This window comes from Paraburkholderia sp. 22098 (genome assembly GCF_052045935.1).
GTDB classification, from domain to species: Bacteria; Pseudomonadota; Gammaproteobacteria; order Burkholderiales; family Burkholderiaceae; genus Paraburkholderia; species Paraburkholderia caledonica.
This window is the reverse complement of sequence record NZ_JBQEPV010000010.1, coordinates 73,424-97,409: the sequence shown is the minus strand read 5'-3', so window position 1 is coordinate 97,409 and position 23,986 is coordinate 73,424. Positions and strand designations below refer to the sequence as shown.

The following is a 23,986-nucleotide window of genomic DNA, read 5'->3' as shown; positions in this document are numbered from 1 at the left end:
GACGCGCCACGGCGCGTCACTTTCCGGAGCGCGCCGCTGGCGCGCTTTTGGCCGATCAGGACCAGGCGGCCGGCAACACGAGCATCAACCGAAAGAGTATCGAGCATGACCACGTTGACCTTCCGCAAACCAAGCGCCTTGCCCGGTTTCGGCCTGACACTCGGCATCACGGTGGCTTATCTGAGCCTCGTGGTGCTGATTCCGCTCGCGGCGACTTTTCTGAAGACAGCCACCCTCGACTGGAGTCAGTTCGTGCGCGCCGTCAGCTCGCCGCGCGTGCTGGCCTCGTACCGGCTGACGTTCTTCTCCGCGCTCGGCGGCGCACTGATCAACGCGGTGTTCGGCTTTCTGGTCGCATGGGTGCTCGTGCGGTACAGGTTTCCGTTCAAGCGCATCGTCGACGCCGTGGTCGATCTGCCGTTCGCACTGCCCACGTCGGTGGCCGGCATTTCGCTCGCGGCCGTGTACGCGGGCAACGGCTGGATTGGACAGTTCCTGGAGCCGCTCGGTCTGAAGGTCGCATTTACGCCGGTGGGCGTGCTCGTCGCACTGACCTTTATCGGTTTGCCGTTCGTCGTGCGCACGGTGCAGCCGGTGCTCGAAGAGTTCGAGCGCGAGCAGGAAGAGGCTGCTGCTTGCCTCGGCGCATCGCGCTGGCTGACGTTTCGCCGCGTGGTGTTGCCGGCCGTGTTGCCGGCACTGCTGACGGGCTTTGCGCTCGCGTTCGCGCGCGCACTAGGCGAATACGGCTCGGTCATTTTCATTGCAGGCAATGTGCCGATGAAGTCGGAAATCACATCGCTGCTGATCATCACGAAGCTCGAGCAGTATGACTACGCCGGCGCGACGGCGCTTGCCGTCGTGATGCTCGTAGTCTCGTTCCTGATGCTGCTTTTCATCAATACGCTGCAGTGGTATCTGCAGCGCCGCACGAGCCGCGGCAACGCAGGTCCGGCGCCTGGCGCCGCGAGCGTTGCAAGCATTGGCGGAGGTGCGCAATGAGCCGCCATTCGGCAGGTCACGTCGATAACGCCGACGGCGTCACGCCGCACGCCGTGGCTCCGCGCGCGCCACTGAACATTGCGCGCCGGCCCGATCCGGTCACCGAACCGCCGCTTGTCCGCTGGATTCTGACCGGCATTGCGCTGCTGTTTCTCGGGCTCTTTCTCGTCGTGCCGCTCGTCGCCGTGTTTTATCAGGCGTTGAACAAGGGGCTTGGTTTTTATCTGGAGTCGCTCGCCGATCCGGATGCGCTGGCGGCCATCAAGCTGACGGCAATTACAGCGGGAATCGCCGTGCCTCTCAATCTGGTGTTCGGCCTCGCGGCTTCGTGGTGCATCGCGAAGTTCGAGTTTCGCGGCAAGGCGCTCCTCACCACGTTGATCGATCTGCCGTTCTCGGTTTCGCCCGTCATCTCGGGTCTCATCTACGTGTTGATGTTCGGCGCGCAAGGATGGTTCGGTCCGTGGCTGCAAGCGCATAACGTGCAGATCATCTTCGCCGTGCCCGGCATTGTGCTCGCGACAATCTTCGTGACGTTCCCGTTCGTCGCGCGCGAACTGATCCCGCTGATGCAGGCGCAAGGCAACGACGAAGAGGAAGCCGCGCATGTGCTCGGCGCGTCCGGCTGGCAGATCTTTCGCCGCGTCACGCTGCCCAATGTGAAATGGGGCCTGCTGTACGGCGTGATTCTGTGCAACGCCCGCGCGATGGGCGAGTTCGGCGCGGTGTCGGTCGTATCGGGCCATATTCGCGGCCAGACGGACACCATGCCGCTGCACGTCGAAATTCTCTACAACGAATACAACTTCTCGGCGGCGTTCGCCGTGGCGTCGGTGCTGGCCTTGCTCGCACTCGTGACGCTCGCACTGAAACTGCTCGCCGAGCGTCATATGTCGGCGGAACTGTCGGACGCTCGCGACGTGCCGGCGCACGCCGGACCCGTCACGCTGCCGTCCGCTTTGCCGTCGACCGCGCAGTCGCTGAACATGCAATCTTCGCAGCAACACCCGCTCAAGCAAGGAGAGCTGTAATGGGTATCACCGTACGTAACCTGCAGAAGCGCTTCGGCGATTTCGTCGCGCTCGATAACGTTTCGCTCGATTTTCCGCCGGGCGAACTGGTTGCGCTGCTCGGGCCCTCGGGGTGCGGCAAGACCACGTTGCTGCGCGTGATCGCGGGCCTTGAATACGCGGACGGCGGGCAGGTCGTCCTGCAGGGCCAGGACGTCGCGACCGTCGGCGCGCGTGAGCGCGAAGTGGGTTTCGTGTTCCAGCACTACGCGCTGTTCCGTCATATGACGGTGTTCGAGAACGTGGCGTTCGGGCTGCGAGTGAAGCCTCGGAAGGAGCGCCCGTCGGAAGCGGTGATTCGCGAGAAGGTGCATGAACTGCTCAAGCTCGTGCAACTCGACTGGCTCGCGCAGCGCTATCCGTCGGAATTGTCGGGCGGGCAGCGGCAGCGTATCGCGCTCGCTCGCGCGCTTGCCGTCGAGCCGAAAGTGCTGCTGCTCGACGAACCGTTCGGCGCGCTCGATGCGAAGGTCCGCAAGGAATTGCGCAGCTGGCTGCGGCGTCTGCACGACGATCTGCATATCTCGACGATTTTCGTCACGCACGATCAGGAAGAGGCGCTCGAAGTGGCGGACCGTATCGTGGTGCTCAATCGTGGACATGTGGAGCAGGTCGGCAGTCCGCAGGACGTGTACGACCATCCGCAAACGTCGTTTGTGTATGAGTTTCTCGGCGCGGCGAACCGCCTGCACGGCAACGTCGACGCGAGCGGGTTCGTGGTGGACGGCGCGGCGTTGCCGGTCGCCATCAGCACCGACTTCAGCGGTCCGGCTTTCGCTTATGTGCGTCCGCACGATTTGCAGTTGTATCCGCAGTCGGCGGGGCACCGCGAGGGGATCGTCGTCGATGTGCGGCGCGTCGTGACACTGGGCGGCTCCGTGCGGGTCGAGCTCGCGGGCCGCGAGGGCAATCTGCTCGAAGCCGAACTCGATCGGGAAGCATGGCGCGAGTTGCGTCTCTCGATCGGCGACGGCGTGACGGCGGTGCCGCGCGCGCTCCGGGTCTTCCCGGCGCAATGAGCGCATGACCCGATGCGACCCAACGCGAATGAACTGAATAACTCGAACAACTCAACTCTCGCTGAACCGGACTCTTCAAGATGAACTTCCAGCAATTGCGCTTCGTGCGCGAGGCCGTGCGTCAGAACATGAACCTGACCGAAGTGGCGAACGTGCTGTACACGTCGCAGTCAGGCGTATCGAAACAGATCAAGGATCTCGAGGACGAACTCGGCGTCGACATTTTCATTCGACGCGGAAAGCGGCTCACGGGTCTCACGGAGCCGGGCAAGGCGGTGCATCAACTGATCGAGCGGATGCTGCTGGACGCGGAGAATTTGCGCCGCGTCGCGCGTCAGTACGCGGATCAGGACAGTGGCCATCTGGTGGTCGCGACCACGCACACGCAGGCACGCTACGCGCTGCCGAAGGTAATTCGTCAATTCACCGAGGTTTTTCCGAAGGTGCATCTGGCGCTGCGCCAGGGCAGCCCGCAACAGATCGCGCAGATGATCATCAACGGCGAGGCGGACATCGGCATCTCGACGGAAGCGCTCGACCGGTTCCCCGACATCGTTACGTTTCCATGCTATTCGTGGCATCACGTCGTGGTCGTGCCGAAGGATCATCCGCTCGTCGGCCGCCCCAATCTGACGCTGGACGAAATCGCCGAATTCCCGATCGTCACGTATGACCAGGACTTCACGGGCCGCTCGCATATCGACCAGGCGTTCGCGAAAGCGGGGGCGCTGCCCGACGTGGTGCTGACCGCGATCGACGCCGACGTGATCAAGACGTATGTGGAGCTCGGCATGGGCATCGGCGTGGTCGCGGCAATGGCCTACGACCCGAAGCGCGACAGCGAACTGGTCGCGCTCGACACGCAGCACCTGTTCGAGGCGAGCACGACGCGGGTCGGCTTGCGCAAGGGCGCGTTTTTGCGCGCATATGCCTACCGGTTGATCGAGATGTTCGCACCGCAACTGACCGAGGCGGAAATCGCCGCGCAGTTGCGCGAGGCAGTGTGAGGCGCTAACGGGGAAAGCGGCCTTGGCCGCTTCAAAGGCGCGCGACGGCGGCGCGTCATCGCTTACAATCGCCGCCATGAACGCACAGACTTCTTCTTCCTCTCCCAGCGCCGCCGCGTTGCTGCCGCGCATCGCCGTGCTCGCCACCGGCGGCACGATTGCCGGCGCGGCCGCGGACGCTACCAATACGTCTGGCTATCAGGCCGGCGTGGTCGGCGTCGAGCAATTGCTGGCCGTGGTGCCGGCGTTGTCGACGGTAGCCCGCATCGCGCCGGAGCAGATTGCGAGCGTCGACAGCAAGGACATGGCGATGCCGCTGTGGACCGCGCTCGCGCAACGCATCAACGCGCTGCTTGCTGACGACGACATCGACGGCGTGGTGGTCACGCATGGCACCGATACGCTCGAAGAAACCGCGTATCTGCTGCATCTGACGGTCAAGTCCGACAAACCGGTGGTGCTGACAGCGGCAATGCGCCCCGCGTCCGCGCTCTCCGCCGATGGACCGCTCAATCTGCTGAACGCCGTGACCGTCGCGGCAAATGCCGGCGCGCGCGGACAGGGCGTTCTAGTCGCATTCAACAACAAGATTCACAGTGCGCGTGACGTGGTCAAGACGAGCACCTATGCCGTCGATGCATTCCAGTCGCCCGAAGTCGGTGCGCTTGGCTGGGTGCAGGACGGGCGCGTCGAATTTCAGCGCAGCGTCGTACGTCCGCATACGTTGTCCACTGAATTCGTGATCGGTGCGAACTGGCCGCATGTGGAAATCGTCGCGAGCTATGCCGGCGTGTCCCGCATTGCCGTCGATGCGCTCGTGACAGCCGGCGTGCGCGGCATCGTCGTTGCGGGCACGGGCAATGGTTCGATTCACGCGTCGCTGACGCAGGCTCTGGCCGATGCCGCTTCGCAGGGCGTCGCGGTAGTGCGTTCGTCGCGTGTGGGCTCAGGGCATGTAATGCGCAACGGCGCGGCCGCCGACGATGCACTCGGCTTTGTCAGCGCCGGCTCGCTCAATCCGTACAAGGCGCGTGTGTTGCTGATGGTGGCATTGGCCGCTGGCGGCGCCGGACCAGTCGCTTTGCAAAAAGCGTTCGATACGTATTGACGCCTCGCGGCGTTCAATAGAAGTTATCAAAGAAAAATGCGGCGCTCGAGTAATGACTTCGAGCGCCGCGTTGCGTTTTATCGCACTGTTTTTGCCCGCCCGAGGCGGGCATTTGCGATCGGCTATTAAGCAGCCGGAATCACCAGCACCTGGCCGGGATAGATCTTGTCCGGGCTTTTCAGCATCGGCGTATTGGCCTGGAAGATCACGTCGTTTTTAGCGCCGCTGCCGTAGTACTTCTCCGCGATCTTCCACAGGTTGTCGCCCGGCACCACCGTGTGGAATTGCGTGGGCGCCGCGGCGGGGGCGGTCACGCTCAACTGGTCGTCGACCTTGTCGACGTTCTGCACATTGCCGGCTGCCACGAGGATCTTGTCCTTGGTCGGCTGGTCGGCGGCTTCTCCCGATACGGTGACCGTATGGCTCGTGCCGTCGTACGTCACCTGCAGATTCGTTGCGTTCAGACCCTGGCTGCGGATGTAAGTGGCGATCGCGTCGCCTGCGGTCTTGTTCAGCGCGGCGAGGTCCGGTGCGGCGGGCGCGGATTCGGCCTTGGCCGTCGTGGACGCGGCGCTGAACAATTTTTCGCCGGCTTCCTTGATGAAACTGAGAATACCCATCGATCACACTCCTCATGTTGGTACGCAAGCATGCTTTGCGTACGAGTTAAGCACTCGTTGCGATGCTGAGCACGCCGCACAACGCGAACGCGTTGATCAGGCAGCAGGCGCGCCCGGATGCATGCAACGACTCACGAGTGTAGGAGATAGCGGGTGACGGAGTGTCAAGAAAGGTAAGGAAGTGGCCACGAAGTTGCAAGCAAATGCAAACGTGCGTGCATCCCGGCGCCGCATGAGGGCGCGCTACGCCATTGAGTGGCGGAGAAAACCTGAGAATGAATCCGACAGCCGGACACCCGACGACGACGTCTGACCGACCAAGGCTTCCCCGGCGCCGCCGGGTGCCGCTGCGGACCCCACTTTGCCGCTCTCAGCCCAGAGCGGCACGATTTGCCCGTTCCGCCGCGATGCCGCGCGACGAACCGGGCGCCCCACCTGCGATTGCCGTAGCGTTGACGAGGCAACATCCGCGGTAACCGGGTATTACCAGGCTATTTACGCTTCTCCATGCATGCGGCCATTGCTGCATCTGATTCGCAAGCCGCGAAGAAACGCTGCAAGTTCAAGCTGCTTTCGCTTCGCTATCCGGCGCTTGTGCGACTTCGTAATTCGCCATGATTTCGAGCGCGCGAACCATCGCCGAGTGATCCCATGCCTTGCCGCCGTTCGCCGCGCATACGCTGAACAGTTGCTGCGCGCTCGCGGTGTGCGGCAGCGCAATGCCGAGCTTGCGCGCGCCGTCGAGTGCGAGGTTTAGATCCTTCTGATGCAGTTCGATCCGGAAGCCCGGATTGAAAGTGCGCTTCGTCATGCGCTCGCCGTGCACTTCCAGAATGCGCGACGAAGCGAAGCCGCCCATCAAGGCCTTGCGCACACGTTCCGGATCGGCGCCGGAGCGCGATGCGAACAGCAGTGCTTCGGCCACTGCCTCGATGTTCAGCGCCACGATGATCTGGTTCGCGACCTTGCACGTCTGACCCGCGCCGTTGTCGCCGATCAGCGAGATATTCTTGCCCATCAGTTCGAAGAGCGGCTTTGCTTGCGCAAAGGCTTTCTCCGGGCCGCCGACCATGATCGTGAGCGTTGCCTCGCGTGCACCGACTTCGCCGCCGGACACCGGCGCATCGAGATAATCGACGCCGAGCGCATTGATCTTCTTCGCGAACGCCTGAGTATCGAGCGGCGAGATCGAGCTCATGTCGATCACGAGCTTGCCTGCTGTGAGGCCGGCGGCGACGCCGTCGTCGGCGAAAAGCACGTTGGCCACGTCAGGCGTGTCGGGCACCATGATGATCACGATGTCGGCGGCTTGCGCGACAGCGGTCGAGTCGGACACCACGTTCGTGCTCTTGCCCAGATCTTCGGGCACCGGGTACGCGCCGTTCACGAACAGCGTGTGACCGCCCTTGAGGAGGTTGCGCGCCATATGCGCGCCCATGATGCCGAGCCCGATGAAACCGATCTTTGCCATGTGTCTGAATCTCCAGTGTTTCCAGTGTTGTTAGCGGTCCCTTGGCGGGACTTCTTTCGAGGCGTCACGCGCCCGGTCTGCACGACGCGGTGTTCAGCGCATCGTTCAGGCGGCGACGTGCGCGGCGCCGCGCCTTTGCCCGGCCACGCTCTGCACCCAGCACAAGCCGGCAGTGGTGTTCGTGCGCGGCTTGTATTCGCATCCGACGTAGCCGTCGTAGCCAATCGAGTCGAGCAGGTCGAACAGGAACGGGTAGTTGATTTCGCCGGTGCCGGGTTCGTTGCGCCCCGGGTTGTCGGCAAGCTGGATATGCGCGATTTGCGGCAGATTCTTTTTGATCGTTGCCGCGAGTTCGCCTTCCATCCGTTGCATGTGATAGATGTCGTATTGCAGGAACAGATTGTCCGACCCTACGGCGCGAATCACGTCGAGGCCTTCGCTCGAGCGATTCAACGCGAAGCCCGGAATGTCGTAGGAGTTGCACGGCTCGACTAGCAGTCTGATACCGGCCTTCTTCAATTCACCCGCTGCAAAACGCAGGTTATCGACGATGGTCGCGCGCGCTTTGTCGGCATCGACGCCCGCCGTCGGAATACCCACGAGGCAATTCAGTTGCGGCACCTTCAGCGCGCTCGCGTATTCGATCGCACGGCCCACGCCTTCCTGGAACTCGGTTACGCGATCGGGCAGGCAGGCAATGCCACGCTCGCCGGCTTCCCAGTTGCCCGCGGGCAGGTTATGCAGCACGAGCTTCAGCCGGTTCTGCTGAAGACGCTCGCTCAGCTCGGCGATCCGGTACGGATACGGAAACAGGAATTCGACGGCGTTAAAGCCCGCGTCGGCTGCGGCCGCGAAGCGGTCGAGGAACGGAACTTCGTTGAAAAGCATCGTGAGATTCGCTGCGAATTTGGGCATGGTGCTCAGGTCTCTCTGGTCGGTCATTGAAAAACTTCATAGCGCGATTGCAGTGCAGTCGTGCAATCGCGCCCCCGCGATTTCGGCCGTCCGGTTCAGTCGAGAATGCTGATCGCAGTCGGCGCGTCTTCGCGCGTCACGGCGAGTTCCTCGAACTCGTTGATCGCGTCGATCTCGGTGCCCATCGAGATGTTGGTCACGCGCTCGAGAATCACTTCGACGATCACCGGCACGTTGAACTCGGAGAGCATCGACTGCGCTTTTTGCAACGCCGGTTTGAGTTCCTCCGGCTTGAACACGCGAATCGCCTTGCAGCCGAGGCCTTCGGCTACCGCGACGTGATCCACGCCATAGCCGTTGATTTCCGGCGAGTTGATGTTCTCGAAGCCGAGCTGCACGCAGAAGTCCATGTCGAATGCGCGCTGCGCCTGGCGGATCAGGCCGAGGTACGAGTTGTTCACGACCACATGCACGTACGGCAGCTTGAATTGCGCGCCGGCCGCGAGTTCTTCGATCATGAACTGGAAGTCGTAGTCGCCCGAGAGCGCGACGATCGGCCGTTGCGGATCTGCTGCGCGCACGCCGAGCGCAGCCGGAATCGTCCAGCCGAGCGGGCCGGCCTGGCCGCAGTTGATCCAGTTGCGTGCCTTGTAGACATGCAGAAACTGTGCGCCGGCGATCTGCGAAAGGCCGATCGTGCTCACGTAGCACGTGTCGCGGCCAAACACCTGGTTCATCTCTTCGTAGACGCGCTGCGGCTTCATCGGCACGTTGTCGAAGTGAGTTTTGCGATGCATGGTCTGCTTGCGCTGCTGGCAATCGGCGACCCATGCGCTGCGATCCTTCAGCTTGCCTGCGGCTTTCCATTCGCTCGCGACTTCGACGAACAGTTCGAGCGCGGCCTTCGCGTCCGACACGATGCCGAGGTCCGGACCGAACACGCGGCCGATTTGCGTCGGCTCGATGTCCACGTGCACGAACTTGCGGCCCTTCGTATAAACGTCGATGCTGCCCGTGTGACGGTTCGCCCAACGGTTGCCGATGCCGAGCACGAAGTCGGACGCGAGCATCGTCGCGTTGCCGTAACGGTGCGAGGTTTGCAGGCCGACCATGCCGGCCATCAGCGGATGGTCGTCGGGAATCGCGCCCCACGACATCAGCGTCGGGATCACCGGCACGCCGACGGTTTCGGCGAAGCGCACGAGCAGATCTTCAGCGGCTGCGTTCAGCACGCCGCCGCCTGACACGATCAGCGGCTTCTCGGAATCGTTGAGCAAGGTGAGGGCGGCTTCGATCTGCTTGCGCGTTGCCTTTGGCTTGTAGACCGGCAGCGGTTCGTACGTGTCAATGTCGAATTCGATTTCGGCGAGCTGCACGTCAATGGGCAGGTCGACCAGCACAGGTCCCGGACGGCCCGAGCGCATCAGATGGAAAGCCTGCTGGAACACGCGCGGCACGAGCGCCGGCTCGCGCACGGTCACGGCCCACTTGGTGACCGGCTTCGCAATCGATTCGATGTCGACGGCCTGGAAGTCTTCTTTGTACAGGCGCGCGCGCGGCGCTTGTCCGGTGATAGCCAGAATAGGGATCGAGTCGGCCTGAGCGGAGTACAAACCGGTGATCATGTCGGTGCCGGCAGGCCCTGAGGTACCGATGCACACGCCGATATTGCCGGGCTGCGCGCGGGTATAGCCTTCGGCCATGTGCGAAGCGCCCTCGACGTGGCGCGCGAGCACGTGGCTGATGTTGCCCGCGCGACGCATGGCCGAGTAAAACGGGTTGATCGCTGCGCCCGGCACGCCGAACGCGGTGTCGATACCTTCTTTTTCGAGCACCAGCACGGCGGCGTCGACGGCTCTCATCTTGGCCATGAATGTCTCCTCAATGTTTGGAAATTGGCGAATAAGGCTCTTGAACGCACTTTAGGCTTGACCTAAAGGTTTGATAAGATCAGTCCGCGTCGCTTATTTCGAAACAAAAAGTATGGAATGCGGGCACACGCAGCGTGCGTCCGCAAGGAGACCGCCATGGATCGATTCAAGCAGATAGAAACCTTCGTGCGCGTCGCCGACGCGGGTAGCCTTGCGGCCGCGGCTCTGGAGGAGGGCGTGTCGCCGGTGATCCTCGGGCGGCGCATCGACGCGCTCGAAAAGCGCCTCGGCGTGAAGCTGATGTATCGCTCGACGCGGCGGCTCGTCGTCAGCGAGGACGGCGCGGCCTTTCTCGAACGTTGCCGCGGACTGTTGACCGAATGGGACCAGGCCGAGAACGAACTGAGCGCCGGGCGGCGCGCGGTGAACGGTCATCTGATCGTGTCGGCGCCGGCCGCGTTTGGACGCAAGCACGTCGCGCCGCTCGCGCCGGCGTTTGTCGCCGACAAGCCGGAATTGCAGGTGTCGTTCAACCTGACCGATCGCGTCGTGGATCTGGTGCGGGAGGGTTATGACCTGTCGATACGGATCGGCGGCGCGGTGGATCCGAACTTCGTGGCGGTGAAACTCGCGTCGAACCGGCGCGTGGTTTGCGGCACGCCGGATTACTTTCGCCAGCACGGCAAGCCCAAAACGCTCGAAGACCTGCCGCGGCACAACTGTCTCGCGTTCAATCTGCAAGGCGGCCAGAACCGTGGCTGGTATTTTCGCCGTAACGGCAAGCTGGTCACGGTGCGGGTAGGCGGCACGCTCGATTGCAACGACGGCGAACTATTGCACCGCTGGGTGTCCGAAGGGCTCGGACTCGGCTGGCGGTCCACTTGGGAAATCCAGCAGCAGCTCGCGCGCGGTGAACTGGAAACGGTGCTCGACGAATTCGCGCTGCCCGATTACGACATTCTCGCGGTCTACCCGCAGCAGCGCTATGTGCCGGCCAAGGTCCGCTATTTCATCGATTATCTGAAAGAGATCTACGCAAGCGAGGATTATTGGAACCGGCCGGGGTATTAGCGCGCTTTAGCGCTGACGCACGACCACGCCACGCCACGCCACGCCACGCATGCGCGAGCGGTGCGCTCCGGGACGCTGCGGCGCGGTGTCGGGCACGGCTGAGGCTTGGAGCGGCCTCTGTAGGCGCCGGCCACGAAGCTGCGTGAGGGAGCAGCGCCGGCAGCTGCCCGCAGCGCATGAAGGCTAAATTTGAACGGCGTTGGTTCATGCGCCGCGTTCAGGTTGGTGCTAAATCGTTGAAAACACGCCTCAATCGCAGCTTGGGACGGTGCAATGTCTTGCAGTCCGTCCCCAATCGGGCTACAATCTTCGGCTTCTCACTTGCCACACCGGTTCGACGCCCGGGTGGCTTCTATCCAAAAGTCAGCACAAGGAGTGTGTATGCGTCATTATGAAATCGTCTTTATCGTGCATCCCGATCAGAGCGAGCAAGTGCCCGCCATGATCGAGCGTTACAAGAGCACGATCACGTCGCACGGTGGCCAGATCCACCGTATCGAAGACTGGGGCCGTCGCCAACTGGCCTACATGATCGAGAAACTCGCGAAGGCTCACTACGTCTGCATGAACATCGAATGCGACCAGACCACGCTCGACGAGCTGGAACACGCGTTCAAGTTCAACGACGCCGTTCTGCGTCACCTCATCGTCAAGATGAAGAAAGCCGAAACCGGCCCTTCGCCGATGATGAAGGAAGTGCAGCGCGAAGAAGCCAAGAAGTCGGCTGCTACGCAACCGTCCGAAGCGCAGGCTTAAGACACACTATTTAAGCTACCAGATCAAGCGTCGCCCTTGTCAAAGGCTTCATGAACCGGCTGCAGCTCACAGCCAGCGTCGTCGAACGCGAACCGGTGCGGTACACCCCCGCCGGCGTTCCGATTGCCAGCTGCACGTTGCACCACCGCACGGAAGTCGTCGAAGCCGGTATTGCCCGGCAAGTCGAACTGACCATGCAGGCGGTAGCCGCAGGCGAGGCGAGCGGTAAGCTGGAAAGCTGTCCGATGGGCGTGGAAACGCTCTTCACAGGCTTCCTGGCGAAAAAGCACCGCAACGCAAGAACTCTGGTATTTCACATCACAGCATTGCAGGACATTGGAAAGGACTGAACATGCCCCGCCCGACTGGTAAGAAATTCGACAAGCGTCGTCAGCAACAAAATCCGCTCTTCAAGCGTAAGAAGTTTTGCCGTTTCACGGCTGCTGGCGTCGAATACATCGACTACAAAGACATCGAAACGCTGAAAGACTTCATCGGCGAAAACGGCAAGATCACGCCGGCGCGTCTCACGGGTACGAAGTCGCACTATCAACGCCAGCTGGACACGGCAATCAAGCGCGCACGTTTCCTCGCGCTCGTGCCGTACACCGACCAGCACAAGGCCTAACCTGACGACGCGATAAGGAGCATCCGAATGCAAATCATTCTTCTGGAAAAAGTCGTCAATCTGGGCAACCTGGGCGATATCGTGAAGGTCAAGGACGGTTACGCACGTAACTTCCTGATCCCGAACAAGCAAGCTCGCCGTGCAACGAAGGAAGCGCTGGCCGAATTCGAAGTCCGCCGCGCTGAACTCGAAAAGACCGCCGCTGAAAAGCTGGCTGCTGCTCAAGCTCAAGGCGAAAAGCTGGCCGGTTCGACGGTTCAGATCGGCCAGAAGGCCGGTGTGGACGGCCGTCTGTTCGGCTCGGTGACGAACGCCGACATCGCCGAAGCACTGGGCAAGCAAGGCTTCGCGGTTGAAAAGGCGCAAGTTCGCCTGCCGGAAGGCCCGCTGAAGACGGTGGGCGACCACCCGATTCAGGTTTCGCTGCACACCGACGTGGTTGTCGACGTGACGGTGTCGGTACTCGGCGAGCACGTTTAAGAGCGCGTCTGAATCGACCGCATCAAGCATCAGATAGTGTTGGCCAGGTTGTTGCTGGCTGAGGGCAGGGGCCGGGCAACCGGCCCCTGCCTTTTTTGTGCCCGTTATTTTTTGCTCGTTCCGCTGGCCGCGGTCGCCTGATTTCCACGATAATTCCTCTCCATGAACGCACCGTCCAAAGATCCCCAACTCGAGTCGCTGAAAGTCCCGCCGCATTCGATCGAGGCCGAGCAATCGGTGCTGGGCGGTTTGCTGTTGGACAACGCCGCATGGGACCGGATTGCCGATTTCCTGTCGCAAAGCGACTTCTATCGCTACGATCACCGCATCATCTACGAGCACATCGGCAAGCTCATCGCGGCGACGCGTCCGGCCGACGTCATTACCGTTTACGAAGCGCTCGGAACATCGGGCAAGGCGGAAGAGGTCGGTGGCCTCGCGTACCTGAACGCACTCGCGCAGAACACGCCGAGCGCGGCGAATATCCGGCGGTATGCGGAAATCGTGCGCGACCGCGCGGTACTGCGTCGGCTGGTTTCCGTCGCCGATGAAATCTCGGCCGACGCTTTCAATCCGCAAGGCAAGGAAGTCCGGCAATTGCTGGACGAGGCGGAATCGAAGGTGTTTTCGATCGCGGAAGACGGCGCGCGTGGCACGCAGGGCTTTCTTGAAATCGGGCCGCTGCTGACTCAGGTCGTCGAGCGGATTGACACGCTGTATCACACGGCGAATCCGAGCGACGTGACGGGCACGCCGACCGGTTTTGTCGACCTTGACCGCATGACTTCGGGCATGCACGGCGGCGAGCTGATCATTGTTGCAGGACGTCCGTCGATGGGTAAAACGGCGTTTTCAATGAACATCGGCGAGTACGTCGCTGTCGAATACGGCTTGCCGGTCGCTGTGTTCTCGATGGAAATGCCGGGCTCTCAGCTCACCATGCGTATGCTCGGCTCAGTCGGTCGCCTCGATCAGCACCGCATGCGAACCGGCCGCCTGACCGACGAGGATTGGCCGAAGCTCACGCACGCCGTGCAAAAAATGAGCGAGGCGCAGATTTTCATCGACGAAACCGGCGGTCTGAATCCGATGGAATTGCGCTCGCGCGCGCGGCGTCTGTCGCGTCAGTGCGGAAAGCTCGGGCTCATTATCATCGACTACCTGCAGTTGATGAGCGGATCGTCGTCGGGTGAAAACCGCGCCACCGAAATCTCGGAAATCTCGCGATCGCTCAAGAGCCTCGCGAAAGAGCTGGACGTGCCAGTCATCGCTTTGTCGCAGCTCAATCGCGGTCTGGAGCAACGTCCGAACAAGCGGCCGATCATGTCGGATCTGCGGGAATCGGGCGCTATCGAGCAGGACGCCGACGTGATCCTGTTCATCTACCGTGACGAAGTGTATAACCCCGACAGCCAGGATAAAGGCACGGCCGAAATCATTATCGGCAAGCAGCGGAACGGCCCGATCGGACCGGTTCGGCTCACGTTCCACGGCCAATACACGAAGTTCGACAACTTTGCGGGCGCGCAGAATTTCTACGGCGATTAACCGTAAATAGCGGCGGCGCGACCGGAAAATCGCGCAAACGCAATAGCCGCTGTTGTAACCGCGCTTTGCAAAGTGCTACATCGGGCCCGCAACGGTACAATATGGCGGTTTTATGTCAGCCATTAAGTGACCAATTTTCGGGATCCCAATGTTCGGTCGATTCATGCCCACCGAGGGCAAGTTCTTTGATATTTTCAATGCGCACGCACAGTGCATCGTCTCGGCGAGCCGCGAACTCGAGCTCCTGATCGACAACCTGCAAGACGCCGAAACTCATAAGCAAAACGTGCAGAAAGCCGAGAAGGCTGCAGACAAACTCACGCACGAAACCATCGACCTGCTGCACAAGACCTTCATCACGCCGCTCGACCGCGATGAGATCCATAAGCTCATCACCACGATGGACGACATCCTCGATCTGATGGAGGACGTCGCCACCGCTATTTCCCTTTACGACGTCCAGTCGGTCACCTCCGAGGCAAGCCAGCTTGCGCACATCTGCACGGCGACTTCCGAGCGGGTGCAATTCGCCGTCAGCCTGTTGTCCGACATGAAGCAGGCAAGTCAGATTCTGAAAGCGTGCGAGGACATCGACCGGCTGGAGTCCGAGGCCGACCGGGTGTTGCGCTCGGCCATGTCCAAGCTGTTCCGCGAAGAAGACAACGTCAAAACCCTGATCAAGCTCAAAGCCATTTACGAATTGCTTGAAACGATCACGGACAAGTGTGAAGACGTAGCAAACATCATCGAAGGCATCGTGCTGGAAAACGCATAATGCAATCGATACAACTCGCTATCTGGGTCGTGGCCGGCCTGGTCGCCGTCGCGCTCATTTTCGACTTCATGAACGGCTTTCACGACGCGGCCAACTCGATTGCCACCGTCGTCTCGACAGGCGTTCTGAAGCCGCAGCAGGCAGTGGCTTTCGCCGCCGCGTTCAACGTCGTCGCATATTTCGTGTTTCACCTGAAAGTGGCCGCAACTGTCGGCAAAGGCACGATAGACCCGGGCATCGTCGATCATTACGTGATTTTCGGCGCCCTGGTGGGTGCGATCGGCTGGAACGTGATCACGTGGCATTACGGCATACCGTCGAGTTCCTCGCACGCACTGATCGGCGGACTCGTCGGCTCGGCGCTTGCCAAGTCTGGCTGGGGTTCGCTCAACTTCGACGGATTGCTCAAGACGGTGGCGTTCATTTTCATTTCGCCGCTGCTCGGGTTTGTGCTCGGTTCGTTTTTCATGCTGGCTGTGTCGTGGATCTATTTCCGTACGCCGCCGAGCAAGGTCGACCGGCGCTTCCGGCGTCTGCAGCTCGTGTCGGCGGGTCTGTACAGCCTTGGCCACGGCGGTAACGACGCGCAGAAAACAATCGGCATTATCTGGATGCTGTTGATCGCAACCGGCTACGCGTCGTCGATCGCTGAGGCGCCACCGCTGTGGGTGATCGGCGGCTGCTATCTGTCGATGGGGGTTGGCACGCTGTTCGGCGGCTGGCGGATCGTCCGTACCATGGGTCAGAAAATCACCAAGCTCAAGCCCGTAGGCGGTTTTTGTGCCGAATCGGGCGGGGCGATCACGTTGTTCACCGCGTCCTGGCTCGGTATTCCGGTATCCACCACGCACACGATCACCGGTGCGATCGTCGGCGTGGGCGCGACGCAGAAGCTGAGCGCGGTTCGCTGGGGCGTGGCCGGCAACATCGTGTGGGCATGGATTCTGACGATTCCGGCGTCAGCGGCGCTCGCCGCCGCCGCCTGGTGGTTCGGCCACCACTTCCTGTAACTGGCAGGCTCCGGGCCGGACGGCAGGACCGTTCGCCCGCAGCCGCAGCGCCGTGGTACAGGCTCGACGCACGGCGCGCGTTGCTCAGATTAGCGGCGCGCTGCCTCCATCCATCGGGACGATCGCGCCCGTCACATAGCTCGCGCGGCGGCTCGCCAGAAACAGCGCGACATCTGCAATCTCCTCCGGTTTTGCGTAGCGCCCGAGCGGCACTCTGGCCTGGCCACGCGCGAGCGCTTCGGCGCTCTGAATGCCTTGTTGCGTTGCTTCGAGCTTGACTGCTTCTTCGACGCGCTCAGTGAGCGTTGCTCCCGGATTGATCGCGTTGATGCGAATGCCGTAGCGCGCGTAGTAGTGGGCGAGGCCGACCGTGGCCAGCATCAGTGCAGCGTTGGCGGCGCCGCCGGCGATATGGATATCGCTCGCAATCTTCCCGCCCATGCCGATGATGTTGACGATCGTGCCCGGTTCTCCGCGATCGCCGCTTTTCGCGCGCTCGGCCATGCGGCGCAGCACTTCCTGCTGCGAGTAGATGTAAGGGAAATACTTCGCTTCCATCGTGGCGCGAAACGCGTCTGCATCGAGCGTTTCGGGGTCGTAGCGACGCGCCGCGCCGGCGCTGTTGACGAGCACGTCGATCGGGCCGACGGCCGTGCTCACTTCCTCGACGATGTCGGCGGCGCTATGCGGCTCATGCAGATCGGCGCGCGTGCGATGCACGTGCAAGCCTTCCTGCTTGAGCTGTTCGTAAGCGCGCGCCAGATTGGCCGGATCACGCGAAACGATTGCCACCTTCGCACCTTCCAGCGCGAAGGCCCGGGCGCACGCAAAGCCGATTCCCTTGCTGCCGCCCGTGATCAGCACCACTTTGTCTTTCAGCCCGAGATCCATTGTCGCCACCCGTTCGGAAGAATACCGATGACGATAGCAGATCGGCGGCCAACGTGTGCTGGCCGAGCCGCGACTCCGGACGGCGCTTGTGCGCGCGGAAATCGCACGAATCTGATTGCCGTGATGTTGGTGTGAAAACTTCAGACGGCTTTGGCTCGCCATCTCATGTATAGGAATGTCCGCGCGCCTGGCCCACGCGACTTGTTCGTGGATCGCGACTATTAATTCAGGATAACGAATTATGAGAAGCCGATTGGGGCATCATTTGACTAGCTGCGCTGTCCGGGTTGCTGGTCTTTATCACGAGCTACGACAAAGGCTATCTCGGCTTCCCCGGCCTACTGCGCGGCGACGTCTACCCGTGGTTGCCGCGAACCGGCCCCAGCCGACAACGCGGCCAGCGAAGCCAAAAGCGGTTGATACGCCATCTGCACACCGCGTTTTGAAACGTCGTCAACAACATCTCAAAGGAATCCTGAAGTGAGTCTAGACTGCTCATCGGCTTCCGTCATCGTCGCGGGTGACGTCATGCTGGATCGCTACTGGTTTGGAGACAGCACGCGTATTTCGCCAGAGGCACCCGTGCCGGTAGTTCACGTTCAGCGCACGCGAGACGTGGCGGGCGGCGCGGCGAACGTCGCCGTCAACGCGGTGAACCTCGGTGTTCAGACAACGCTGTTGTCGGTCGTGGGCGACGATCACGATGGGCGTGCCTTGCAGTCTTTGCTGGAATCTCGCAATGTTCATTGCGCGTTCGTCCGCGATCCGGCGTTGCAAACCACCGTGAAGCTTCGCGTCATTTCACGCAACCAGCAAATCGTGCGCGCTGACTTCGAACAGCGTCCGGACCACGAGTTGTTGTTTCCGCTAGTGGCCCAGTTCCGGGAGAAGCTGAAGACCTGCAAGACCGTCGTGTTCTCGGATTACGGCAAGGGCGGCCTTGCGCACCTACGCATGATGATGGGCGACGCGCGGGCGGCGAACGCGTGCATTCTGGTCGATCCAAAGGGACCGGACTACTCGATATACCGCGGCGCGAGCGTCGTTACGCCGAACCGAGATGAATTCGCGCAGGCCGCGGGAAAGTGGAATGGCGAGTCGGACTTCGAGCGGCGCGCCTTCAAACTGCGCGACGATCTGGAACTGGGCGCGTTGCTCGTTACGCGATCCGAGGAGGGCATGAGCCTCGTTGTCGGCAACCGGCATGTTCGTATTCCCGCACAGGCGCGCGAGGTCTACGACGTATCCGGCGCGGGCGACACAGTGATTGCCACCATGGCCGCCGCGCTGGCTGCCGGCCAAGACATGGAAAGTGCAGCGCGCCTCGCTAACGCGGCCGCCGGTGTCGTTGTCGGGAAGATCGGCACGGCGCCCATCACACTCGAAGAGCTCAATCGGCATGTCTGAGCGCATTGTCATGACCGGCGCCGCTGGGGGTGAAGAGAATGCGGCCACTTTGTGACCCCTCGCAACGCCGATGGTCCATAGCCATTTCAGCCGTGCGCATGCGTGACGGCGCACGGTCAGATAGGTCGGCTAGCTAGAAATTTCCGTTGGCAAACCGGGCGATCGGGTCGTCGTTCGTTTGCGATGGGGCCGCGACGCCTCGTGAGGCCGTCGAGGCTCGCATGATCTGTACGCTGCCGTTATCGCCCGGTGTGCGTTCTGCCGCGTCTGCCTGCCGCGCCTGGCGTGCCTGACGAGCTGCGACTGAAGAGGGCGGTGGCGGCTCGAACGCATCGGCGGCTGCGTCGATCGCATCGGCGCCTCGCGCGGCGGCCGTTTCGGAAACGGGCGGGGAACCTGCAGCGGCTTGCCGTTGAGCCTGTGCGCTCGCGCCGCCGTCATACCCACTGGCCTGAGCAGACATAGCAGGCGTCGGCGACTTTGCGCCCGCTGCGCGCGCCTGAACCTGCGCCGCGCTCATAGCAGGCGGTGGTGGTTCGAAGGGATCGGCTTGCGGCGAGCGCGTTGCCGCCGTTGCCGCAAGGGCCGGCTCGGCCGCCGCGGTCGATGGCGATGTCGATGGCGCGCGCGGCTCGGCGCCAGCGCGAGCCGTTACTGGGGAGGCCGACGAACCGGTCGCATAGACGGGAACTGCTCGAGTCGAAGCCAACGGTGCGTTCGCCGCCGGCGCTTCGCCGCTGCGATCTGCCGTGCTCGCCGCCTGTGTTACCGCACGCTCCGTCTGAGGCGCTGCCGCCTGGTAACTAGGCGCGTCGAACGGTACCGGCTTCGCGGCCGGTCCGGCCACCCGGCGAATGCCGTCGAAGCGCTTTGCCCAATAAGGATTGGTCAGGTAATCGAGCCGCACAGTGCCGCCCGTCGACGGCGCGTTGACAAAGCGCAGCTTGCCCACATAAATGCCCACGTGCGAGTGGGCGCGCCCGGTCGTGTTGAAGAAAATCAGATCGCCAGGCGCGATCTCGTCCGGTTCGACCGATTCGCCGCGTCCGCTCATATCGGCGGTCGTGCGGGGCAAATTCACCGAAGCCGCGCGCGACACCACATAGCGAACCAGGCCGCTGCAATCAAAGCCGCTATCCGGCGTGTTGCCGCCCCAACGGTAGGGCACGCCGACCAGGCTCATTGCCTGAATAGAAATTTCCTCGCGGCCAATGCTGTGGTCGACGAAGTTGGGGAAACCCGGTGGCGGCGCGCGGTACGCCCCGTTTGTGACGTTAACGGCGCCTGACGAACCGCGCGACGACGTCTTCTGCGGCGCGCCGGCACAGGCGGCGAGCAGCAACACGGTCAGCAGCGAGAACGCAAGTCGGCGCATGAAGAGTAAAGCGGTAAACGCTCGTTTAATGACGGACGATGTCCGGATGGTAGCCGGTGAAATGCGGAAGCGGCAAGAATTCTTGACAAATTACTTGAAGTTCGTGCGCTAAGTGTTGCTGGCCAAAGACGCCGCGGCAATGAAAAAGCCGCGCCCGGAAAGTTCCGGGCGCGGCTTCGAGGTACAGCCAGCTAATTGATTCTTAAAGGATTTCGGACGCGTAATCGGCGAGGCGCGAGCGTTCGCCGCGGGCGAGTGTCACATGACCGCTGTGCGCCCAACCCTTGAAACGGTCGACCACATACGTCAAGCCCGAACTACCTTCCGTCAGATAAGGTGTGTCGATCTGCGCGATATTGCCGAGGCAGATGATTTTCGTGCCGGGACCCGCGCGGGTGACCAGCGTTTTCATCTGCTTGGGCGTCAGGTTCTGCGCCTCGTCGATGATCAAGTACTTGTCGACGAAAGTCCGTCCGCGCATGAAGTTCATGCTCTTGATCTTCAGGCGCGAGCGGATCAGTTCCTGAGTCGCGGCGCGGCCCCATTCGCCGGCTGCGTCGTCGGTTTTCTGCAGCACTTCGAGGTTGTCGTCGAAGGCGCCCATCCACGGCTGCATTTTTTCCTCTTCCGTGCCGGGCAGAAAGCCGATGTCTTCGCCAACCGGCACCGTGGCGCGCGTCACGATGATCTCGTTATAGCGCTTGTCGTCCAGCACCTGTGCGAGACCTGCCGCGAGCGCAACGAGTGTCTTACCGGTGCCGGCCTGGCCGAGCAGCGTCACGAAGTCGATCTCGGGGTTCATCAACAGATTCAGCGCGAAGTTCTGCTCGCGGTTGCGCGCCGTAATGCCCCACACGTTGTTTTTGTGATGGCCATAGTCGCGCAGCGTTTGCAGTAGCGCTGTCTTGCCGTTCAACTCGCGCACCAACGCGTGGAACGCCGGCTCGCCGTTCTGCGGCTCGAGATAAACGAATTCGTTGACGAGCATCGACGGGCACAGCGGACCGGTCACACGGTAATACGTGGTGCCCGTCTTGGTGTCCTGCCAGCTTTCCATGCCCTTCGCGTGCTTGGTCCAGAAATCCTGCGGCAGCGCGCGGATGCCCGAATACAGCAGGTCGCTGTCTTCGAGCACCTGGTCGTTGAAGTAATCTTCGGCGGGCAGGCCCAGCGCATGCGCCTTGATGCGCATGTTGATGTCTTTCGACACCAGCACGACCTGGCGATCCATCCGGTCGCGCTGTAACGCACGCACGACACCGAGAATCTGGTTATCGGCTTTGCCTTCCGGCAGACCTTCAACCGGTTCGATCGCGGTCAGCTTGGTCTGGAAATACAGACGCCCGGACGCCTCGCGGCTGCCCAGACGCGCGAGCGAAATGCCCTCAGACATGTTGCCCGCGTTCGCGACCAGTGCGTCCAGCGTGCGGCTCACCTGACGAGCGTTGCGCGCGACTTCCGACATGCCTTTCTTATGGTTGTCGAGTTCTTCCAACGTCATCATCGGCAGATAGACGTCGTGTTCCTCGAAACGGAACAGGCAGCTCGGGTCGTGCATCAGCACGTTCGTGTCCAGCACGAAGAGCTTCTGGACTTCGACCGGCTCGGCGGCGGTGCCGCGTTTTTTATTCGTGCCGCGCGCGGTAGGCGCGGCGGCCGGCGTGCTCGCCGTGGGCTGCTTCGCGCTCGGCGTGCGTGCGACGGCCGGCTGCGGCTCGGCGGCGGGTTCGGCTTGCGGACGGGCAGCGGGAACCGGTTGCAGCAGCGCGGCGGTTTGCCTCGTCTTGCGCCCGGAGCCCGACGCGCCGCGTGCCTGAACGGCCTCGTCGGCTGCGGTCCCCGTTACGGCCGCCGACGATGCCGGCACCGGTCGCAACGTGGTCGCGGCATTGGCAGCGTGCGCCATGGGTGTGGCGACGTTCGCGCGGCCGTAATCGGCCGGCTCCGCGGATTCGCCTTCGGCCTGTTTCTTCGAAGCGGAGCGCGCCGGTGCGGCGGCTTTGGCTTTGTATTCGTCAGGCGGCAGGAGATTGCCGAGCTTGCTGGGGGGGGTAGGCAAAGGCATGGTTTCCCTCGAAATAATCGGGTCACATATCGTGCGCCGCCTGTCGCATTCTGCCCGTGCCGATGTTGCGCACGCAGTTTGCGCCCGGAGGCGCGCATTCGGTCTAGAGATGCCGGTTCGCCTGGTCTTCGATCGGCTCCTTAACGATGAACGCGCGGCCGAGTGAACGAACGGCTGCGCGCAATAAAAAAGCCGCCGCCCCGGCGTACGGGGCAAGCGGCTCGCCTACGGTGTTCGCATTGCGCCTGACGACTCCGACGGACCCGATGAATCCGGCAAAGCAGCCGTCGAATGTGGCGCAGCGACGAAAATTTTGGGGTGGACAGGCACTCATTGCAACCCAATATAACGCGCCTCAAAGCGCTTGTACAGCCTCCAGAATCTCGTCGACATGCCCGGGCACTTTCACGCCGCGCCACTCCGTGCGCAGCACGCCGTCACTATCGATGAGAAACGTGGAGCGCTCGATTCCCCGTACTTCTTTGCCATACATTTTCTTCATTTTGATGACGTTGAAGAGCGCGCACAGCTTTTCTTCCGGATCCGAGATCAGCGGGAACGGCAATTCGAGCTTTGCCTTGAAGTTGTCATGCGAGCGCAGGCTGTCGCGCGACACGCCGATGATTTCCGCGCCGGCCTTCTTGAACTTCGGATAGAGATCGCGGAACTGCAGACCTTCGGTCGTGCAGCCGGGTGTGTTGTCCTTCGGATAGAAATACAGCACCACCTTCTTGCCCCGCAGTTTGGACAGCGTGATCTCGCCTCCGGTGGCGGGAGCGGTGAAGTCGGGGATGGGTTGGTCGACTGCGATGGACACGAGGTTCTCCGGTTGTTATAGGCGGCGGCGCGGTGTGAATCCGACAAGGCGGCGTCGGCCTGGCATCGAGTTGGGGGAAAGGGCTACCGGTGCACGCATGTTCTCGCGTGGCGGTCGGGTCGTCAGGACGGGCTGCCGGACAACAACTCAACGGCTGCGTGAAGTCAGCATGCCGGGCGGCCAGTCACGGCTGGACGATCAGTTCGCCGGAGCGCCCTGGAATTTCGCCCCACGTAACAGGGTACGATGGCAGCGCGCCGCGGTCCAGCGTGGCGTAGTAATCGCCCATGGTCGCAAACGTGTGGCCTTGTGCACGCCAGCCTTCCAGTAACTGTTCGAAGATCGGCGCGAGCTTCTGGCCCTCGAGTTCCGCGTGCAGCGTGAACACCTGATCGTGCGGATTATTTTCTGTGTGCTTCAGCATGAAGGCCGCGACGTTGTGTTCGTCCACGCCGTCCACGCCGAGTACTTCGTCCAGCGTTGGCAGCGTGGTCGGCATCTGCACATGCGCGAGCGTTCTTCCGTCGACCACAGGGAAATACGGCGAATGACCCCGGCCGTCGGACGCGTAGTGCATGCCCCACGCGTCGATCTGCTCGAACGCATGGCCGTTCATCTGCCAGCCGGCCGCGCCGTGCGTGACGGGCGGCGCACCGAAGATTTCGGTGAAACGGTCGCGGCTTTTCTGCATTTGCGCCGACGTCCACGCGCGATCTTTCGAGCGCACGTTGTCCTGCCAGTACACGTGATCCCAGGTATGAATGCCGCACTCGAAACCGGCTTCGTGGATCGCCCGCATTTCCGCCGACGCCTTGGCTCCAATGTCCGGTCCCGGCAGCAGCACGCCGTACATCAACTGCTTGAGCCCGTAGTGCTCGACCACCGACGTGCGCGACACCTTCTGCAAAAAGCCCGGCCGCAGCACACGGCGCATCGCCCAACCCGTGTGATCGGGGCCGAGGCTGAAGAGGAAAGTAGCGCGCGCCTTGAAGCGGTCGAAAATACGCGCGAGATTCGGCACGCCTTCGCGTGTGCCGCGCAGCGTGTCGACGTCGATTTTCAGGACGATTCGGGCCAAGG

At 62.1% G+C, this 23,986-nt stretch carries 23 protein-coding genes; 14 read left to right on the top strand and 9 right to left on the bottom strand.

Annotation, left to right across the window (positions count from 1 at the left end; all coding sequences use genetic code 11):
• Positions 1-105 precede the first annotated feature (105 nt).
• The 5 genes from cysT to ACTJLB_RS21525 all read left to right on the top strand — a co-directional run bounded on the left by cysT (position 106) and on the right by ACTJLB_RS21525 (position 5,206).
• Positions 106-1,002: a sulfate ABC transporter permease subunit CysT gene (cysT, locus tag ACTJLB_RS21545; RefSeq protein ID WP_020065798.1), complete on the top strand. Its 897-nt coding sequence runs from the start codon at positions 106-108 to the stop codon at positions 1,000-1,002.
• Positions 999-2,033 carry a sulfate ABC transporter permease subunit CysW gene (gene cysW, locus ACTJLB_RS21540; protein ID WP_020065799.1) on the top strand — a complete coding sequence of 345 codons (1,035 nt, stop codon included), beginning with the start codon at positions 999-1,001 and terminating at the stop codon, positions 2,031-2,033. The genes cysT and cysW overlap by 4 nt, the downstream gene beginning before the upstream one ends.
• Positions 2,033-3,091, top strand: coding sequence for a sulfate/molybdate ABC transporter ATP-binding protein (locus ACTJLB_RS21535; protein WP_020065800.1), 1,059 nt, complete (start codon positions 2,033-2,035; stop codon positions 3,089-3,091). Before cysW ends, ACTJLB_RS21535 begins: the two co-directional genes overlap by 1 nt.
• 80 nt (positions 3,092-3,171) lie before the next feature.
• Positions 3,172-4,098, top strand: a complete 927-nt coding sequence (locus ACTJLB_RS21530) for a CysB family HTH-type transcriptional regulator (RefSeq protein WP_020065801.1) — start codon at positions 3,172-3,174, stop codon at positions 4,096-4,098.
• A gap of 76 nt (positions 4,099-4,174) precedes the next feature.
• A complete protein-coding gene (locus ACTJLB_RS21525) occupies positions 4,175-5,206 on the top strand; it encodes an asparaginase (RefSeq protein WP_310065304.1) in 1,032 nt (343 codons plus the stop codon).
• Between the two features lie 125 nt (positions 5,207-5,331).
• Here ACTJLB_RS21525 and lysM read toward each other — a convergent pair whose 3' ends face one another.
• The 4 genes from lysM to gcl form a co-directional block, all read right to left on the bottom strand.
• Positions 5,332-5,826 carry a peptidoglycan-binding protein LysM gene (lysM, locus tag ACTJLB_RS21520; protein ID WP_088174593.1) on the bottom strand — a complete coding sequence of 165 codons (495 nt, stop codon included), beginning with the start codon at positions 5,824-5,826 and terminating at the stop codon, positions 5,332-5,334.
• A gap of 562 nt (positions 5,827-6,388) precedes the next feature.
• On the bottom strand, positions 6,389-7,297 hold the full coding sequence (locus tag ACTJLB_RS21515) for a 2-hydroxy-3-oxopropionate reductase (protein ID WP_020065804.1): 909 nt from the start codon (positions 7,295-7,297) through the stop codon (positions 6,389-6,391).
• A gap of 105 nt (positions 7,298-7,402) precedes the next feature.
• On the bottom strand, positions 7,403-8,212 hold the full coding sequence (gene hyi / locus ACTJLB_RS21510; RefSeq protein ID WP_131320568.1) for a hydroxypyruvate isomerase: 810 nt from the start codon (positions 8,210-8,212) through the stop codon (positions 7,403-7,405).
• Between the two features lie 95 nt (positions 8,213-8,307).
• Complete coding sequence (gene gcl / locus ACTJLB_RS21505) at positions 8,308-10,083, bottom strand: glyoxylate carboligase (protein WP_440784400.1); 1,776 nt, start codon at positions 10,081-10,083, stop codon at positions 8,308-8,310.
• A gap of 156 nt (positions 10,084-10,239) precedes the next feature.
• Between gcl and ACTJLB_RS21500 the strand changes: the two genes are divergently transcribed.
• The 8 genes from ACTJLB_RS21500 to ACTJLB_RS21465 all read left to right on the top strand — a co-directional run bounded on the left by ACTJLB_RS21500 (position 10,240) and on the right by ACTJLB_RS21465 (position 16,351).
• The gene (locus ACTJLB_RS21500) at positions 10,240-11,154 is read left to right on the top strand and encodes a LysR family transcriptional regulator (protein WP_020065807.1); all 915 of its coding nucleotides are present in this window, start codon (positions 10,240-10,242) and stop codon (positions 11,152-11,154) included.
• 381 nt (positions 11,155-11,535) lie between these two features.
• Entirely contained in the window at positions 11,536-11,910 is a 375-nt protein-coding gene (gene rpsF, locus ACTJLB_RS21495) for a 30S ribosomal protein S6 (RefSeq protein ID WP_006048823.1), read from the top strand.
• 50 nt (positions 11,911-11,960) lie between these two features.
• A complete protein-coding gene (gene priB, locus ACTJLB_RS21490) occupies positions 11,961-12,260 on the top strand; it encodes a primosomal replication protein N (RefSeq protein WP_020065808.1) in 300 nt (99 codons plus the stop codon).
• Between the two features lie 2 nt (positions 12,261-12,262).
• Positions 12,263-12,538 carry a 30S ribosomal protein S18 gene (gene rpsR, locus ACTJLB_RS21485; RefSeq protein ID WP_006048825.1) on the top strand — a complete coding sequence of 92 codons (276 nt, stop codon included), beginning with the start codon at positions 12,263-12,265 and terminating at the stop codon, positions 12,536-12,538.
• 27 nt (positions 12,539-12,565) lie between these two features.
• The gene (gene rplI, locus ACTJLB_RS21480) at positions 12,566-13,018 is read left to right on the top strand and encodes a 50S ribosomal protein L9 (RefSeq protein ID WP_020065809.1); all 453 of its coding nucleotides are present in this window, start codon (positions 12,566-12,568) and stop codon (positions 13,016-13,018) included.
• Positions 13,019-13,180: 162 nt separating this feature from the next.
• Complete coding sequence (locus ACTJLB_RS21475) at positions 13,181-14,566, top strand: replicative DNA helicase (protein WP_020065810.1); 1,386 nt, start codon at positions 13,181-13,183, stop codon at positions 14,564-14,566.
• Between the two features lie 148 nt (positions 14,567-14,714).
• A complete protein-coding gene (locus ACTJLB_RS21470; protein ID WP_020065811.1) occupies positions 14,715-15,341 on the top strand; it encodes a DUF47 domain-containing protein in 627 nt (208 codons plus the stop codon).
• The gene (locus ACTJLB_RS21465) at positions 15,341-16,351 is read left to right on the top strand and encodes an inorganic phosphate transporter (protein WP_020065812.1); all 1,011 of its coding nucleotides are present in this window, start codon (positions 15,341-15,343) and stop codon (positions 16,349-16,351) included. The genes ACTJLB_RS21470 and ACTJLB_RS21465 overlap by 1 nt, the downstream gene beginning before the upstream one ends.
• Positions 16,352-16,435: 84 nt before the next feature.
• Here the strand turns inward: ACTJLB_RS21465 and ACTJLB_RS21460 are convergent, their stop codons facing one another.
• Positions 16,436-17,242: an SDR family NAD(P)-dependent oxidoreductase gene (locus ACTJLB_RS21460; protein ID WP_440784398.1), complete on the bottom strand. Its 807-nt coding sequence runs from the start codon at positions 17,240-17,242 to the stop codon at positions 16,436-16,438.
• Between the two features lie 480 nt (positions 17,243-17,722).
• Between ACTJLB_RS21460 and rfaE1 the strand changes: the two genes are divergently transcribed.
• Complete coding sequence (gene rfaE1 / locus ACTJLB_RS21455; RefSeq protein ID WP_440784397.1) at positions 17,723-18,649, top strand: D-glycero-beta-D-manno-heptose-7-phosphate kinase; 927 nt, start codon at positions 17,723-17,725, stop codon at positions 18,647-18,649.
• Between the two features lie 133 nt (positions 18,650-18,782).
• On the opposite strand, the gene ACTJLB_RS21450 is transcribed toward rfaE1, so the two are convergent.
• The 4 genes from ACTJLB_RS21450 to ACTJLB_RS21435 form a co-directional block, all read right to left on the bottom strand.
• The gene (locus tag ACTJLB_RS21450) at positions 18,783-20,024 is read right to left on the bottom strand and encodes an NlpC/P60 family protein (RefSeq protein ID WP_440784395.1); all 1,242 of its coding nucleotides are present in this window, start codon (positions 20,022-20,024) and stop codon (positions 18,783-18,785) included.
• A 202-nt stretch (positions 20,025-20,226) separates the two neighbouring features.
• Positions 20,227-22,089 carry a PhoH family protein gene (locus ACTJLB_RS21445; RefSeq protein WP_440784393.1) on the bottom strand — a complete coding sequence of 621 codons (1,863 nt, stop codon included), beginning with the start codon at positions 22,087-22,089 and terminating at the stop codon, positions 20,227-20,229.
• A gap of 355 nt (positions 22,090-22,444) precedes the next feature.
• The gene (locus ACTJLB_RS21440; RefSeq protein WP_020065818.1) at positions 22,445-22,906 is read right to left on the bottom strand and encodes a peroxiredoxin; all 462 of its coding nucleotides are present in this window, start codon (positions 22,904-22,906) and stop codon (positions 22,445-22,447) included.
• A 184-nt stretch (positions 22,907-23,090) separates the two neighbouring features.
• Entirely contained in the window at positions 23,091-23,984 is an 894-nt protein-coding gene (locus ACTJLB_RS21435) for a polysaccharide deacetylase family protein (RefSeq protein WP_440784391.1), read from the bottom strand.
• Between the last annotated feature and the right edge of the window lie 2 nt (positions 23,985-23,986).